Source organism: Mesorhizobium koreense (genome assembly GCF_031656215.1).
Taxonomy (GTDB): Bacteria; Pseudomonadota; Alphaproteobacteria; order Rhizobiales; family Rhizobiaceae; genus Mesorhizobium_L; species Mesorhizobium_L koreense.
In genome coordinates this window covers 943,012-956,374 of sequence record NZ_CP134228.1, presented here as the reverse complement: position 1 = coordinate 956,374, position 13,363 = coordinate 943,012, and the positions used below count along the sequence as shown (strand labels likewise).

General features: G+C 60.1%; 17 protein-coding genes and 3 pseudogenes. 7 read left to right on the top strand and 13 right to left on the bottom strand.

The window, feature by feature from the left end; genetic code table 11:
- Nucleotides 1–152: 152 nt before the first annotated feature.
- From RBH77_RS23980 to RBH77_RS04565, 4 genes are all read right to left on the bottom strand, one after another.
- A complete protein-coding gene (locus tag RBH77_RS23980; RefSeq protein ID WP_371832867.1) occupies nt 153–425 on the bottom strand; it encodes a GCG_CRPN prefix-to-repeats domain-containing protein in 273 nt (90 codons plus the stop codon).
- Nucleotides 346–726, bottom strand: coding sequence for a hypothetical protein (locus tag RBH77_RS04575; RefSeq protein ID WP_311030960.1), 381 nt, complete (start codon nt 724–726; stop codon nt 346–348). Before RBH77_RS04575 ends, RBH77_RS23980 begins: the two co-directional genes overlap by 80 nt.
- 266 nt (nt 727–992) lie before the next feature.
- Nucleotides 993–1,505 carry an Hsp20/alpha crystallin family protein gene (locus RBH77_RS04570; protein ID WP_311030959.1) on the bottom strand — a complete coding sequence of 171 codons (513 nt, stop codon included), beginning with the start codon at nt 1,503–1,505 and terminating at the stop codon, nt 993–995.
- 96 nt (nt 1,506–1,601) lie between these two features.
- On the bottom strand, nt 1,602–2,078 hold the full coding sequence (locus tag RBH77_RS04565) for an Hsp20 family protein (RefSeq protein ID WP_311030958.1): 477 nt from the start codon (nt 2,076–2,078) through the stop codon (nt 1,602–1,604).
- A 227-nt stretch (nt 2,079–2,305) separates the two neighbouring features.
- Between RBH77_RS04565 and RBH77_RS04560 the strand changes: the two genes are divergently transcribed.
- A complete protein-coding gene (locus RBH77_RS04560) occupies nt 2,306–2,629 on the top strand; it encodes a DUF982 domain-containing protein (RefSeq protein ID WP_311030957.1) in 324 nt (107 codons plus the stop codon).
- On the opposite strand, the gene RBH77_RS04555 is transcribed toward RBH77_RS04560, so the two are convergent.
- Together RBH77_RS04555 and RBH77_RS04550 are read right to left on the bottom strand one after the other, a co-directional pair.
- Nucleotides 2,613–2,891, bottom strand: coding sequence for an usg protein (locus RBH77_RS04555; protein WP_311030956.1), 279 nt, complete (start codon nt 2,889–2,891; stop codon nt 2,613–2,615). The two genes, RBH77_RS04560 and RBH77_RS04555, sit on opposite strands and share 17 nt — an antisense overlap.
- A gap of 21 nt (nt 2,892–2,912) precedes the next feature.
- Entirely contained in the window at nt 2,913–3,254 is a 342-nt protein-coding gene (locus RBH77_RS04550; RefSeq protein WP_311030955.1) for a hypothetical protein, read from the bottom strand.
- 331 nt (nt 3,255–3,585) lie between these two features.
- Between RBH77_RS04550 and groES the strand changes: the two genes are divergently transcribed.
- The 3 genes from groES to RBH77_RS04535 all read left to right on the top strand — a co-directional run bounded on the left by groES (nt 3,586) and on the right by RBH77_RS04535 (nt 5,874).
- Entirely contained in the window at nt 3,586–3,900 is a 315-nt protein-coding gene (gene groES, locus RBH77_RS04545; protein WP_311030954.1) for a co-chaperone GroES, read from the top strand.
- A 51-nt stretch (nt 3,901–3,951) separates the two neighbouring features.
- On the top strand, nt 3,952–5,580 hold the full coding sequence (gene groL, locus RBH77_RS04540) for a chaperonin GroEL (protein WP_311030953.1): 1,629 nt from the start codon (nt 3,952–3,954) through the stop codon (nt 5,578–5,580).
- A gap of 69 nt (nt 5,581–5,649) precedes the next feature.
- Complete coding sequence (locus RBH77_RS04535; RefSeq protein WP_311030952.1) at nt 5,650–5,874, top strand: hypothetical protein; 225 nt, start codon at nt 5,650–5,652, stop codon at nt 5,872–5,874.
- Nucleotides 5,875–6,146: 272 nt separating this feature from the next.
- Here RBH77_RS04535 and RBH77_RS24060 read toward each other — a convergent pair whose 3' ends face one another.
- The 6 genes and pseudogenes from RBH77_RS24060 to RBH77_RS23975 form a co-directional block, all read right to left on the bottom strand.
- Nucleotides 6,147–6,608, bottom strand: a complete 462-nt coding sequence (locus tag RBH77_RS24060; RefSeq protein ID WP_442920460.1) for a hypothetical protein — start codon at nt 6,606–6,608, stop codon at nt 6,147–6,149.
- 308 nt (nt 6,609–6,916) lie between these two features.
- Nucleotides 6,917–7,102, bottom strand: a complete 186-nt coding sequence (locus RBH77_RS04525; protein ID WP_311032428.1) for a DUF2934 domain-containing protein — start codon at nt 7,100–7,102, stop codon at nt 6,917–6,919.
- Nucleotides 7,103–7,150: 48 nt separating this feature from the next.
- Nucleotides 7,151–7,336 (bottom strand): annotated as a pseudogene (locus RBH77_RS04520) (hypothetical protein); the annotation flags it as partial.
- Between the two features lie 11 nt (nt 7,337–7,347).
- The gene (locus RBH77_RS04515; RefSeq protein WP_311030951.1) at nt 7,348–7,632 is read right to left on the bottom strand and encodes a PRC-barrel domain containing protein; all 285 of its coding nucleotides are present in this window, start codon (nt 7,630–7,632) and stop codon (nt 7,348–7,350) included.
- A 178-nt stretch (nt 7,633–7,810) separates the two neighbouring features.
- Nucleotides 7,811–8,119 carry a low affinity iron permease family protein gene (locus tag RBH77_RS04510; protein ID WP_311030950.1) on the bottom strand — a complete coding sequence of 103 codons (309 nt, stop codon included), beginning with the start codon at nt 8,117–8,119 and terminating at the stop codon, nt 7,811–7,813.
- A gap of 157 nt (nt 8,120–8,276) precedes the next feature.
- Nucleotides 8,277–8,501 (bottom strand): MgtC/SapB family protein, encoded by a 225-nt coding sequence (locus tag RBH77_RS23975; RefSeq protein ID WP_371832836.1) that lies wholly within the window; start codon nt 8,499–8,501, stop codon nt 8,277–8,279.
- A gap of 705 nt (nt 8,502–9,206) precedes the next feature.
- Here RBH77_RS23975 and RBH77_RS04505 point away from each other — a divergent pair.
- The 3 genes and pseudogenes from RBH77_RS04505 to RBH77_RS04495 all read left to right on the top strand — a co-directional run.
- A pseudogene (locus RBH77_RS04505) lies at nt 9,207–9,470 on the top strand (transposase); the annotation flags it as partial.
- Between the two features lie 220 nt (nt 9,471–9,690).
- Entirely contained in the window at nt 9,691–11,052 is a 1,362-nt protein-coding gene (locus RBH77_RS04500; RefSeq protein ID WP_311030949.1) for an IS110 family RNA-guided transposase, read from the top strand.
- Nucleotides 11,053–11,947 (top strand): annotated as a pseudogene (locus RBH77_RS04495) (IS3 family transposase); the annotation flags it as partial.
- Nucleotides 11,948–12,118: 171 nt separating this feature from the next.
- Here RBH77_RS04495 and RBH77_RS04490 read toward each other — a convergent pair.
- The gene (locus RBH77_RS04490; protein ID WP_311030948.1) at nt 12,119–12,541 is read right to left on the bottom strand and encodes a PRC-barrel domain-containing protein; all 423 of its coding nucleotides are present in this window, start codon (nt 12,539–12,541) and stop codon (nt 12,119–12,121) included.
- Nucleotides 12,542–13,363: the final 822 nt, after the last annotated feature.

Sequence of the window (13,363 nt, the reverse complement as noted above, 5' to 3'; positions counted from 1 at the left end):
CAAACTTGCTGGAACCACAGTAACGCCGAGGGAGCCGGTGACCGCCCGCCGCACTTGCAAAATGATACCCGAAAAATGGATTCGAGATAGAAGTTCCTAGGTTTCCCCGACATTCGGGACGTCCGTTTGTGGATGCCCGTGGAGGTCAGGTATCAGCGCCAGGTGGGAACGCAGAAACCTTGGCGATTCAGATGATAGTGGGGAGGGCATGCTCGATAGACTCCGCGGTTGCGAACGCAGAAACCTCGGCGGTTCAAGTGCCATCCGCGCGGACAGGCCCGGTAGACTTCCCGATTGCGAACGCAGTCACCCCATCGGTTGCGATGCCATCCCCGGCCGCACCCTTCAGAAACGTTGATAACCAGCGATGAGGATGCGCCCGGTACAACTGGCGTGTATGGCGTTGCGGCCGATGAAGGCCCCATCGAGAGTATCAGTGAACCGGCGGCCAGAAACGCCGCGACAGAGAGTTTTGCAAATATGATATGAGCCTCCATTCGCCCCGCCCGCAAATGTCAGGTCGATAGCCAGACACCGATGATGATGAATGATAGATCGGGGCAAATGCATGGCATCGCTCCATTCCACCCGGGTCACCTTTCGAATCAGCTTCAGTTGACGAGGCCCGAAATATTCCAGATCGTTCGAAGGATTTTCCACGGGCAAATCCTGCCATAGACGTAAGTGCCCGGAGAGGCTCGGTGCAGGGAGGCTGCGCTGGGACATAAGCAAATCCCAGCGGAGGCGGTTCTTGCTTTGTTACAATAGAAAGACGGGCGTGAGCCCGTCCTCGGTGATGTGCCTGATGATTGAACAGATGGAGCAACATGTCTGATAGGATCTGTTCCTGAGGATTGCCAGAGGTTGTTCGGTATGTGTTGGACCGCGAGCGGCGGATCATCATCGGTGTCAACCAATGTTTTGGCTGGGCTTATCGAATTTGCGACGGTCCGGAAGGCGGCGCCGGCCGCCTTCCGGAACCAATCTGAACGTCAGTTCTTGATGGTGATGCGCTTGACCTGCGACTGCGCCTTCTCGGTTTTGGGCAAGGTCACGGTCAGCACGCCGTTTTTGAAGCGCGCATCGACCTCGTCTTCCTTGACCTCATAGCCGACAGGGATGCGACGCTCGAAGCGGCCGTAATAGCGTTCGGAGAACTGCTTGTCCTTGTCCTCGGTCTCGGAGCGCTTTTCGCCTTTCAGCGTCAGCACACCGTCATCCTCGAGCAGCACTTCGATGTCCTTCTCTTCCAGACCCGGCACCTCGGCCGTCACCTTGATCTCCCTTTCACCGTTGGAGATCTCGACGCTCGGCCAGCCGCCGCCGAAGGCGGAGACGCTGCCCAACGACGGTAAGCCGGAACCGAAACCACGGAAGACCTCGTCGAACAGGCGGTTCACCTCTCGATGCAACGACAGGAACGGATCGCGCTCGCTGTCACGGAAGACGCTCGGAACCCGGTTGCCCTCGTTTCGGTTCCAAGGAATCAGATCACGCACACTCATTGTTCTTCTCCTTTCGTTCGTTCGATTGACAATGCCATCCCGTCAGCGCCGGGCTTGTCGCCCAGCGCCTTGCGAAGTGCGCCTAACGAGATAGCCTCACGCGGCCTGCTTATCGGCTTCGATCCGCTTCGGCGGCACCTTGGACGACGCGTCCGCGGTTGCAATCTCGATCCGGCGCGGCTTCATTTCCTCGGGAAGCTCGCGTCTGAGATCGATGGTAAGCAGGCCGTTGGCGAGGCCGGCATCCATCACCTTCACGTGGTCCGCGAGCTCGAAGCGGCGCTCGAAAGGCCGCCCGGCGATGCCCCTATGCAGATAATCGCCATTGTCCTCGCTGGCCTTTTCGCCAGCCACGACGAGCATGTTGGGCTCGTGGATGATGCTGAGTTCATCCTGAGAGAACCCGGCCACCGCCATGGTGATGCGGTAGTCGTCCTCGCCGGATTTGGTGATGTCGTAGGGCGGCCAGTTTTCGGCACTTGCCGTCCGGCTGGCGTTCTCAAGCAGGTCGGCAATGCGATCGAAGCCGATGCTCGAACGGTAGAGCGGGGAAAAGTCAAATGCGGTTCTCATAGCCATATCCTCCTGTGAGCAACATGGGTACGAGGAGCGCCAAGAAGCGGCGCTCCTTGACCATTTGCCGGCCCCTTTGGCGTCGGCGACAATGATTTGGGAATTCACTTCCGTTGCGTCAAGAGGTTTTGCTCTCCCTTCGCGCAACCAGTGGAACGTCGCTTACCCGAGGCACGTTATGCAACCGGAGGAAGAACCCTTTCATCACTCTTCGGGAGGACGCGGCGATGCCGATTCCCGAACCTGTTATCCTGAAATCACCTCGCGGCCTTCCGCGCAAGGTGGCCAGCAGCTTCGAGGCGCTCGAATGCCTGGATCAGGAGTGGCCCAAATGGGCGCGGGGCCGCAGCTGGCGCGCCGCCTGCCGGGCCTGCCGGGACGCGCTCGAGGGGTGGCGCGGCGCCCGCGATGCACGTAGGGCATTCGTAAAGGCGGCTGAAAGGGCTGGGCTTGCGATCGTGCGCGAGCCTGTCCGGCCGCGGAAAGGGGCGCCCGCGTTCCGGCTGCCGCAAGGGGCCACGCAACAGCCCTCGCTCAGTTCAGCGGGATGATGCCGTCGACGGCGCGCCATTCGGAAGGCTCGATCAGCCCGTGATGGGCGACCCGGACCGAATGCAGCGCGCCGTCAAGTTCGCGCGCCCAGTAATCGAGAAAGCCACGCAGTTCGGGAAACGCCGGCGCGAGATCGTATTCCTGCCAGACATAGAGCTGCAGAAGGCTCGGATGATCGGGCATGTGATAATGGATCTCCGCCGTCGTCAGGCCGTAGCCCTGCATCTGCAGGCGGAATTCCCGGCTTACCGGTGACGCCATTCGCTTCCTCACCTTCTTCTGTCAGGCATCCAGCCGATCCATGTTCGGCCGGTCGCAATAGCCGTAAACGTATGGCCTCGGTTCTTCGTCGAGCCGCCTCAGCGCGTCCATGATCTGATTGAAGGAAACAGGCTCGCTGCCGCCCGGCGGCTGGCGAAGCGCCGGCATCGACTCTACGGCACAGGCGTCCGAGGCCCAGGACGACAGGATCGCCCGCTTTTCCTGAAGGTCGAGCGTTTCATCGGCGAGCACGTCGTCGGGATGCCGGAAATGGCGCGCCGGCGATAGCAGCCGGTCAAGCGTAGGATCGGATGTTTCGGGTACAAGAGCAGGGATGATCGGCGTAGGGTTCTGTCGGTCCATCTTGGTCCTCCGTCTTCCAAAAAACTCCCTTTTAGGCTCTGGTTTCCACCTGCTTCGCCGATGGCGAAGCTTCGGATAATTTTGTTCGGCCGTTTGGAAAATTCAAGCGGAAATGCACGACACCGACCCCAATTAGCCGTATGTTTTCATGGCGCTAACACTCCGTTCCGGCGAGTGCCAAAATTTTTTCCAAGCCCCCTTGAAATCGAAAAACGGCAAAACCAGATCACACGCGCGCGACGCCCGCGAGGGGTCGCGTGCCCCGCGCCGGCCTTCCCCAGGCCGGAGCGGAGGAACCTCTCACAATCTGTTTGTCCAGAAGGAGAACGATATGACGTTCCGTCCATTGCATGACCGTATCCTGGTCCGCCGCGTCGAAGCCGATGAGAAGACGGCCGGCGGTATCATCATCCCCGACACCGCCAAGGAAAAGCCGCAGGAAGGAGAGGTCATCGCCGTCGGCTCCGGCGCGCGCGACGATAGTGGCAAGCTCGTTCCGCTCGACGTGAAAGCCGGCGACCGCATCCTCTTCGGCAAATGGTCCGGTACCGAGATCAAGCTCGATGGCGAAGACCTGCTGATCATGAAGGAATCCGACGTGATGGGTGTGATCGAAAATGCTGCGACGCTGAAGAAAGCGGCCTGACCGTCTCTAACTCTATCAGTCAATGAAGCTGCCCATTGAAGGAGTGAACCAATGGCTGCCAAGGAAGTGAAATTCCATTCAGACGCTCGTGAACGCATGCTGCGCGGCGTCGACATTCTCGCCAATGCGGTGAAAGTGACGTTGGGCCCGAAGGGCCGCAACGTCGTGCTCGACAAGTCGTTCGGCGCGCCGCGCATCACCAAGGACGGCGTCACCGTCGCCAAGGAGATCGAACTGGAAGACAAGTTCGAGAACATGGGCGCGCAGATGGTGCGCGAGGTTGCCTCGAAGACCAACGACCTGGCCGGCGACGGCACCACGACCGCGACCGTGCTCGCCCAGGCCATCGTCAGAGAGGGCGCGAAGGCCGTGGCGTCGGGCATGAACCCGATGGACCTGAAGCGCGGCATCGACAAGGCCGTCGACGCGGTGGTCGGGGAGTTGAAGAAGAACGCCCGCAAGATCACCAGGAACGACGAGATCGCGCAGGTCGGCACGATCTCGGCCAATGGCGACACCGAGATTGGCCGCTTCCTTGCGGAAGCGATGGAAAAGGTCGGCAACGAGGGCGTCATCACGGTCGAGGAAGCCAAGACCGCCGAGACCGAGCTCGAGGTGGTCGAGGGCATGCAGTTCGACCGCGGCTATCTCTCTCCTTACTTCATTACCAACCAGGACAAGATGCGCGTCGAGCTGGAAGAGCCCTATGTGCTCATCCACGAGAAGAAGCTCTCCAATCTTCAGGCCATGCTTCCCATCCTCGAAGCGGTCGTGCAGTCGTCCAAGCCGCTCCTCATCATCGCCGAGGACGTCGAGGGCGAGGCGCTCGCCACGCTCGTCGTCAACAAGCTGCGCGGCGGCCTCAAGGTCGCGGCCGTCAAGGCTCCGGGCTTCGGCGACCGCCGCAAGGCCATGCTGGAGGATATCGCCATCCTCACCGGCGGCACCGCTATCAGCGAGGATCTCGGCATCAAGCTTGAGAACGTGACGCTCCAGATGCTCGGCCGCGCCAAGAAGGTGGTGGTCGAGAAGGAGAACACCACCATCGTCGACGGCGCGGGCAAGAAGGAAGAGATCCAGGGCCGCGTAGCCCAGATTAAGGCCCAGATCGAGGAGACCACCTCCGACTACGACCGCGAGAAGCTGCAGGAGCGCCTTGCCAAGCTCGCGGGCGGCGTCGCCGTGATCCGTGTCGGCGGCTCGACCGAGGTGGAGGTGAAGGAGCGCAAGGACCGCGTCGACGACGCCATGCATGCAACGCGCGCGGCCGTCGAGGAAGGCATCCTGCCCGGCGGCGGCGTGGCGCTTCTGAGGGCGGTGAAGGCACTCGACGGCGTCACGGTCGACAATCCGGACCAGAAATATGGCCTGGACATCGTTCGCCGGGCCATCGAGACGCCAGTGCGCCAGATCGCCGAGAACGCTGGCGCCGAAGGCTCCATCATTGTCGGCAAGCTGCGCGAGAAGGCAGAGTTCGCCTGGGGCTGGAACGCACAGACGAACGAATATGGCGACCTCTACAAGCAGGGCGTTATCGACCCGGCCAAGGTGGTGCGCACCGCGCTGGAGGATGCCGCCTCCGTCGCCGGCCTGCTCGTCACCACCGAGGCGATGGTGGCCGAGAAGCCGAAGAAGGAAGCCGCACCCTCCATGCCCACGGGCGCCGGCATGGACTTTTGAAGCCCCCGAAAAAACCTGCCCGCTCCGCCGAGAGGGCGGGTAGCGATCGGGAATGCCCGGGAGCTTGCCATGAACATGATGACAGGGATCGAAACCGTGCCGCCGCCGACGCATCCGACGGGCGAATTTCTGGCCTACGAGATGGAATACCGGAGCACGCTGAAGCCGTTGCTGGCCCGATTGCTCGACATGGCCCAATCGGCCGGCTGGAACCGTCGGATCGCGGCGACGGCGCTGATGTTCCTTGCCGCGCATCATGTCTCGGCAGCTTCCCAGGCATCCGACAAAACCTGAGTCCGAATGCCAGCGGAAGGGAGGTCACGACATGATTCCGGGGCGATTGCGCCAATGTCTGAAAATTCTGAGATGGAAACCTGCCGATCTTGCGGACGAGCTTGGCCGTCGGGAATGCGAGGTAAAGGCCTGGATCGAAGGCCACGCTCCTGCGCCCCTTGCCGTTGCCGCATGGATCGAGGCGCTGGCCAAGGCGCATGAAACGTTGGCGCCGCCGCGCCGAGCCTCCGCGGCATCGAAACCGAGGAGCAATGAAATCGGGCCGGCGGGAATCAGGTTGCCCGAGGCAGGCTGTCGAACGATACAGCACGGCGCCGCACAAAGAATGATCTCGCGACCGGCACATCTGCTTGGAACCGGATTTTCCGGCGCAGCCGGCATTCCAGCCGCTTCAGAAAGGAGGTTAAAGACATGGATCGCGCCCGCTTTGAGGAGCCTGTCACGCTTCTTGTCGGAATGGGCTTCCCGCAAGGATCGAGAGTACGACGGAAGCATACGCCCTGCTTCAGGATTGGCCGGCCGCCAATAGGAACCATACGCATGGCGTTGCTCTCAATGCCTGCAAGGCCGGCATCGCGGGCGAGGTCGATCCGGAAACGGTGCGCGCGGCCCTGGTCGCATTCGCACGGCGCAACGACATATTGATCCCAAGCATGAGCGTATTCGTAGCCCCAACCTCGCGCGGTGAGACGCGGCATGCCGAATGATTTCGCAGGGCCGCGTTCCACCGCCATTACTTCGGATATCTAATCCTTGCGCGGGTATTGATAGCGGCCGAGATCGCCGGAAAGACGGTGCGAGGGGCCCCCACTCTGGCCGCACCTGCGCCAAACCAGTCTGGACTGCGCGGGCCCCGGCCTCCGTAGGCGGGTGTCTCATTGGGCGAGTGGCGATGCTCTCTCTGCCATCTCGTTGGCCAGGAAGGGAAACCGGGAAAAATTTCCCTGTCACCAATACCACCATGCCCAGTTGACGCGACCTGCAGCCGGCTGGATGACAACGGACTCCTCGGCAAAGAGCCTTCGCCGAGATATCCGCGCCGTCACTGGCCACTCTTTATACGGGATGGATCGGGCTGTGATGCATCTTTCGAGTGCTCCGCCAGTGCCGGCCCCGCGCCTGAAGTTGCTTGTGCTGCCGATGAGCGTTGGTCCAAGGCGTCGATCTCCCGTTCGGCTTGGTACCAATGATCTTCCGAAGCGCCGGTTCGGCCGCGTTCCTCCCAAATCTGATGGGCTCGGGTCCGAATGCGATCTTCTCGGGACGGTTGATAGTCTTTCGTAGTGACCGCGTCAGACGGATCGCTTCTGTCGGGGTCCTGTAGGTTCTCTCCAGCAGCGTCACGATCGATGGAAGGGCCGTCTTCGGCGGGCAGGTATCCCAGGGGCCGGCTTTCCGGCGGACCTTCCCATCGTGGCTTCTGATCGGTGGTGCCAGGCGCGCCAGTCTTAGGCGTAGGCATGATTTTGCTCCTCATTCTTTGTGTTCCGGCATCGCTTCGAGCTGGTCTTTCGTCCATGAAGTCACTGCGTGAACATCCCCATCCTCATCTCGCATGAAGTCCAGCTCGGCAGCCGGGACAGCGACGGATTTGGCGCCGATACCAAGGAAGCCTCCTACGTCGATAACGACCTGGCTGCTGTGCACATGATCAACGGAGCCAATCTCCTCGTCATCGGGTCCGTAGATGGTGGCGCCTTCGAGTATGTCAGGGGTTAACTCGGCGCTGGTCAGGCGCACATGATTGCTGTGGTCCATCTGGATGTCTCCTCTCTGGTGGGACATCCTCAACATTCGAGCTAGCCAAGCGTTCCGAAGGAATCGGACCTGATGCCAAATGTGATCGCGCTCCAGTGCGATTCCAATGCCAGATGCCGCGCACGCCGTTAGCCCCTCGTCCTGCCGGCGTAGGCAGAAGACAGCAGCAGCCCCATCCCTACGACCGTCGTCTGCGTTCCTCGATCTCTTCGGGTTCTTTCTGGTCGATCTCTGTAATCTCATCCCTGGCGCTGCCGTTCGACCGGATCAGTTCATCGATCTTGGCCTGAAGCGCCTGGGTATCGCGGTGCTCTGCTCGCTGGATAAATAGCGTCATCGCCCAAGTGGCGAGGGTGGCGACGCCGTGCCAATTGAGGCTGTGCGGTTCGAAGATGAGCCATAAAACGGCGTAGACCAGCAAGATCAGAAAGGCCCAGGGACGGGCTGTGAGGGTGCCCAACTTGGTGAGAATGCTGGCGGCGTCCATTACTGGCCTTCTGGTTTGATAACGAGCCGGGTTTGGTCGAGGATGTTCCTCGCCGGAGTATTTCAAGGACAGCAGATTATCCGATTCCATTTCACTTCTTGGGTTGTATTATCTGCAGGAGACCCTAGGACAGCCGGGTCGGATCGATGCTGATTTCCTATCCATTGAAGTCATCGAGATGTGTGATTTCGATCGTTAGAACGGCGATTGCGCAGGCTGATAGACAGATGAGGACGTGCGTCCTCGGCCCTGCCACACGATCCCGCCACTCGCGTTCGGCTCCCACCAGCGCACCAAGGATTGCGGCCAAAAGCAACCGTCCGGAGACGACTGAAAAGGGAAGCCATGTGGGATGGCCGAACCGATCAAGGAACAATTCCATGGTTCAGAAACGGCCAGCGCCCTTGGCCGGTTCCACGAGAGCAGGAGGAATCGGGGGACGCGTTAGCTGAGAACTCTTGTCAGCGACGGACGCCAGCGCCACCTCTTTCGGCCTCATCCCTGCTGAGAAGGATTTTGTATCGGTAAAGCGATTTCCGACAATTCACGCCGCTCCCACGGACTGTAACAATGACATCGCCATTTTGGCGCAATTCAAGATCAGCTTCCTCCAGCGGCTTGTCGTAGATTCCCGCGCTACTGTCCTATACATCTGGCCGGACCAACTTCAATGCGCATGCGACCGTAGCGTGTTTGGCTCGCCACAACGGAGAGACGCAACGAAAGTTCCCTGGCCAAGAAATTCGAAAGCCCGCCACGTTTCGGCGACGGGCCTCAATCAGAACAGCGAAGTCAGAACTTGTAGTTCAGCCCCACGCGAATGCTGTCATCCAGCCATCGAGCGCGACTCCCAGATGATCTCGAAGGTGCCCGCCGACGATTGGGCCAGGCCGCGTCCGCGTGACTGTTGCGGGCCGGTCCCGCGACTACCGACACATTCTTACGATATTGACCAAAGATTTGATGTCTGACTACGCATGGAATGCTGCCTCTCTTGCCGACACCGTCATCGGCGGGACCGTAAAATGGCCTGCTGCCGGTTTCGTGGACACCGAGATAAGGTGTTTAACGGGACTGGAGAGTTGGAATGCAGAGAAGGAAGTTCAGCCGCGAGTTCAAGCTTGAGGCGGTGAGGCTGGTGAAGGAACGCAGCGCCGCGGTGACCCAGGCGGCTCGTGACCTTGATCTCCATGAGAACGTGCTGCGCAAATAGGTGCGCGATCTGTCTGGCGATCCGCAGCATGCGTTTCCCGGCCACGGGCAGATGAAGCCGGAGCAGCAGGAGATTGACCGGCTGCGCAAGGAAGTGGCAAAGCTGAAAGCGGAGCGCGACATCCTAAAAAACCGTCGCTGGGCCGCGGCCCGCCTGTGCGCGGTAGAAACACCTGCTAGTCTTGCAGGCGGAGGGTAGTTGCCGATGGCTTATTGGTGGCGTCTGACCGCGTTAAAAAACGTGGCACATGGGCCGATGCGCACTTGAGAATGGTGACGCCGCTTCGGCGGTGATCCCGGTTAGGAAGATGACGGACTTGCATGGCCCAGCCCCTCCGACCTGAACGGAGGAGATGTTTATGATGAAGATCGACACCGGTAACAGGCCAGCTCTGAAGATGATCAATCCCGGAGCCGCAGCGGTCGACATTGGTTCGACTATGCATATGGCCGCAGTGAACCCCGACAGTGACGACACGCCGGTGCGCGCATTCGGCACTTTCACGCAAGACCTGCATGATCTGGCCGACTGGTTGCAGTCTTGCGGCGTGACCAGCGTCGCAATCGAATCTACTGGGGTCTATTGGATTCCGGCCTTCGAGATTCTCGAACAGCACGGCTTCGAAGTGATCCTCGTGAATGCCCGATATGTCAAGAACGTGCCGGGCCGGAAGACCGACGTGAGCGATGCAGGATGGCTCCGTCAGCTTCATTCCTACGGCTTGCTTCGGGGGAGCTTCAGGCCGGCGGCGGAGATCGCAACCCTGCGAGCCTATCTGCGGCAACGTGAGCGGTTGGTGGAATACGCTGCCGCTCATATCCAGCATATGCAGAAGGCCCTGATGGAGATGAACCTGCAACTTCATCACGTAGTCTCGGATATTACCGGTGCAACGGGAATGCGGATCATCCGGGCGATAGCGGCTGGCGAGCGCGACCCGGATACGCTGGCGTCCCTTCGCGATGTCCGCTGCCATTCCTCGATCGAGACCATCCGTGCATCGTTGGTTGGCAATGACCGCGACGAGCATATGTTCGCCCTGAAGCAATCCCTGGAACTCTATGACTTCTACCAGAAGAAGATGCTGGAATGTGACCGCAGGCTGGAGGCGGCCATCTCGGACCTGACGGTTCGCGGTGAACATCAGCTGCCAGCTCTGCCGAAGGCAAGAACAAAGACCAAGCAGGTGAATGCGCCATCCTTCGATGTTCGAGCTGCGCTTTACGGTGTTCTCGGCGTTGACCTGACCCAAATCCATGGTCTCAGTCCCTCGCTGGCGCTCAAGTTGATCGGGGAATGCGGCGCGGATCTGCAAGCATGGCCGAGCGCAAAGCACTTCACATCCTGGCTTTGCCTCGCGCCGGGCAACAAGGTCTCGGGTGGCAAGCTACTCTCATCACGGACACGCCGATCTTCCAGTCGGGCAGCAGCACTGCTGCGGTTGGCGGCCGTCACGCTAGGACGAAGCGATACGGCGCTCGGTGCATTCTACCGACGTCTCGCAGCACGGATCGGCAAGCAGAAGGCGGTGACCGCGACTGCTCGCAAGATCGCGGTCCTGTTTTATAACACCCTGCGGTTCGGCATGATCTATTGTGATCCTGGCGCCATAGCCTACGACGAGCGGCACCGAGGCCGTGTGTTGGCTAATCTCCAGCGTCGAGCCAAGACGCTCGGATATTCCCTGGCGCCCATGCCCGATGCCGAGGGTGTTTCTTAGGAAGGCCGCAGCCTTCCTCGCGAGGGAAGCGCTATGAGGTTCGCTTTCATTGCGAGGCACCGGAACATCTGGCCGGTGGCATGGCTGTGCGAAGCGCTGGATGTCTCTCGGTCGGGCTTCCATGCCTGGCTCAACCGCAGCCCCTGCGCTCGCTCCCGGCACGACGAGGTGCTGGTGACGGCTATCGATCGCAGTTTCAAGAGCACAGCGACCGAACCTATGGTGCTCGTCGCGTCTGGCATGACGTTCTGGCCGAAGATCCATCCTGTGGCTTGCACCGCATCGAGAGGCTCTGCGCGAGAACGGGCTGCGTGCCCGGCCGCGCCGCCGTGGGCTGCCAAAAGACACCGGCGAGCGAGCGGCAGTGTCGGATAATCTCCTCGATCGCGCTTTCGAGGCCGCGGCTCCGAACCAGAAGTGGATCGCCGACTTCACTTACATCTGGACCGCCGAAGGTTGGCTCTATGTTGCCGCCGTCGTCGACCTGTTCTCCCGGCGTGCCGTCGGCTGGGCAATGAAGGCGGAGATGACGGCTCAGCTCGTCACCGACGCTCTCATCATGGCGATCTGGAGACGAGGCAAGCCGGACAGCCTGCTGCACCACAGCGACCAGGGCAGCCAGTATACGAGCGAACAGGTCCAGCGCCTGATGGCCGATCACGGCATCACCTGCTCGATGAGCCGGTCGGGCAATGTCTGGGATAATGCTGCGATGGGGAGCTTCTTCTTGTCGCTGGAAACCGAGCGGACAGCCCGTAAGTCTACAGGACGAGGGATGACGCCCAGGGCCGATGTGTTCGATTACATCGAGCGCTTCTACAATCCCCGGCGACGGCGCTCGACACTGGGCTACATGAGCCCCGTCGAATTCGAGGAGAAAGCTATGTTAGCTTAGCCTAGTGTCCGAAAAACCGGCAGCAGGCCAAAAGGCGCAGAGACAGTGCGTCGAGCTATCCGCATCGCCGCAAAATGGGAAAATTCTGAAGTACGTCCTCTACGTCCTATATCTGCGTGGGCGGAGAAAGGGGAGGCCGGCGGGTTCTTCCTTCGCCGGCCAAAGATGAGGCTACTTCGCCCACCGCCCTTCGTACTTGAACTCAGGCGCGCCCTCAAGCACATCTTTCGTGGCGTTCATGGTCGCCGTCCATTTCTTATCGTTCTCATTATAATTAATCTGGACGGCTGAGGGCGCGACCACGACGTATCGCTCTCCCACTCCAAGGAAGCCGCCCACCGAGATGACGTAGCCGGCTAGCTGCCCATTGGAGACGACCAGATCCTTGATCTCTCCTATTTCTTCCTTCTGGGCATTGGTAATATCCAAGCCGATCAGGTTGCTGCTGAGTATGTCCGTGGGCTGGGCCGTCACAAACGTATCGGTAGTGGTCGCTGGAGCGTCGGTCTTTGTCTCTGTCGATGTTGCGGTCTGCGCCATGGCCGGAACAGACAACAGCGTGGCCACTCCAAGTGCGATCAGAACCTTTTTCATTTGCTTCTCCTTGCTCAATGCCCGCCACGAAGCTCAACGCCAGCATCAAGGAAGGGTTCCGCTCGCATCAACCAGCGATCGCCTCCTTTGGCGATCCTTAAAGACTCGCGGCTTTATTTCGATTCGGAAGCACCCGTGAACTGTGTCTGGGAACGGTGAACAGTTCTTGACGTTGATATGCACTTCCAACGCAAGGAGAGATACCCTGAAATCTGTTCTGATCGCCGCTGCTGTGGCCGTAGCTACTATCCCTATTGCTTCCGTTGCTTCGCAGGCCCAATCGGCAAGCGTCACTATCCGCACCGATGACGGCCATTATCGTTATAACCATCGCGATCATGACAACGGATTGCACCGGGGCCGGTACATCGGAAAGCACAAGGGCTGGGGCAGGCACGAAGCCCGGAACGAGGATTGCCGCACCAAGACTGTGAAGACCTACCGCCACCACAAGGTCGTCATCCAGAAGACACGTGTGTGCGACTAAGCTCTTCATCTCAAGTGCGAGAGGCCCTGCCGGTCCGCCGGCGGGGCGCGTTGTTCCTTGGGAACATCTGCCACCAATTCCGGTTCGATATACCCGGAGGCCAGCTATGGAAGTCGAGCACCAGGCCACTTCCGTTGGCTTGGTGTCGGACCCAGGCGTGTACCGTCTTGCGGATGTGACTGTCGTTCCTGTGCGATCAACATGAACTCGTGAGCCCCTCTGAGGCCGCGCAACCACTCGCTTACGGATCCGATAACCGATCGTTAATCTTCGAAAAAGGTTTTCGGGAACCCTCAACCCCCATGCCCGTCCGAGAGTTCAGGTTCAGAACAAAC